At 64.6% G+C, this 1,671-nt stretch carries 1 protein-coding gene (cut by a window edge); it reads left to right on the forward strand.

Annotation, left to right across the window (positions count from 1 at the left end):
* Nucleotides 1-1,671, forward strand: part of the annotated coding region (locus tag IL54_RS02715) for a multicopper oxidase domain-containing protein (protein ID WP_237748763.1) (this coding region is incomplete at its 3' end). The annotated region extends 53 nt beyond the left edge of the window; 1,671 of its 1,724 annotated nt are in view.

Consider the following 1,671-nt stretch of genomic DNA (forward strand, 5'->3'; position numbering starts at 1 on the left):
CTCGATCCACTGGCACGGCCTCATTCTGCCGTTCCAAATGGACGGCGTGCCGGGCATCAGCTTCCCCGGCATCAAGGCGCGCTCGACATTCGTGTACGAGTTCCCAGTCGTGCAGTCTGGCACCTACTGGTACCACAGCCATTCGGGCGAGCAGGAGCAGGCAGGGCTCTACGGACCCATCGTGATTGATCCGGCGGGTGCCGACCCGGTCGCGTTCGACCGCGAGCATGTGATCGTGCTGTCCGATCATAGCGAAATGACGGGCGAGGAAATTTTCCGCAAGCTCAAGCAGATGGGCGGCGCCTATTTCAACTATCAGCGCCCGACGCTGAGCGGGCTACTCGCCGGCCGCGAAATGCCCCTCAAGGATCGCCTAAAGTGGGGGCAGATGCGGATGGACCCGGCGGACATCGCGGACGTCACGGGTTCGACCTACACCTTCCTGGTCAATGGCTTTGGCCCTTACGACAACTGGACGGGCCTCTTCCGACCGGGCGAGCGGGTTCGGCTGCGCATCGTCAATGCTGCGGCGCAAACCAACTTCAACGTGCGCATCCCTGACTTGCCGATGACGGTGGTGCAGGCCGACGGCCAGAACGTCCGGCCGGTAACCGTGGACGAATTCCAGATCGGCGTCGCGGAAACCTTCGACGTGATCGTGACGCCCGAGGACCGCGCCTACAGCTTCGTTTCCGAGGCGATCGACCGATCCGGCATGGGGCGCGCGACACTGGCCCCGCGCGAGGGCATGATCGCCCCGGTCCCGCCGCTCCGCCCGCGCACGTTGCTGACCATGACCGACATGGGCATGGACATGAGCGGCATGAGCGGGATGGAGGGGATGTCCGGTATGGCGGACGAGAACCCGGTCGCAAAGCGCGGGCCGGATCCCACGTTGATGCAGAATGCCTCGCGCAACCTGTGGAAGCTCACCGGGTGGAAAGAGCCCACCGATCACGGAACGAAGGCGGTAGGCGCTGCGATGGCCGGCATGGCTGGGATGGGGGGCGACCAGATGAGCGGCGCTATGCCAGGGATGGACCATAGCCAAATGGCGGCGGGCGCTGCCGGGATGGCGGGCATGGACCATGGTCAGATGAGCAGCGGCGGCATGGCCGGGATGGATCATGGGTCAGGCGGCAGCATGGACATGAACATGCGCAACCCCAAGAACGCGCCCGGCGTCAAGATGGGGCCGGGAGTGCAGACCATCTCGCCGATGCCGAAGGACCGCACGGGCGAGCCGCCGCAGGGGCTGGAGGACGCGGATCATCGCGTGCTCACTTATCGCGATCTTGTCGCGCTCGACCGCAACCCGGACGTTCGCGCCCCGTCGCGTCAGTTGGAGATCCACCTGACGGGCAATATGGAGCGCTACATGTGGGGCTTTGACGGCCAGAAGATGAGCGACCCTGCCGACCCCATCCCGTTCCGCAAGGACGAGCGCGCGCGCGTCACCCTGGTCAATGACACGATGATGTCGCACCCAATTCATTTGCACGGCCACTTCTTCGAGCTGGTGACCGGACATGGCGACTTCGCGCCTCGCAAGCACACGGTGAATGTGGCGCCCGGCGGTAAGATGACATTCGACGTAACGGCCGATGCGCCCGGCGACTGGGCGTTCCACTGCCACAATCTTTATCACATGACCGCGGGGATGATGCGTGT

Origin of the sequence: Sphingobium sp. ba1 (assembly GCF_000743655.1) — a bacterium.
Lineage (GTDB): Bacteria > Pseudomonadota > Alphaproteobacteria > Sphingomonadales > Sphingomonadaceae > Sphingobium.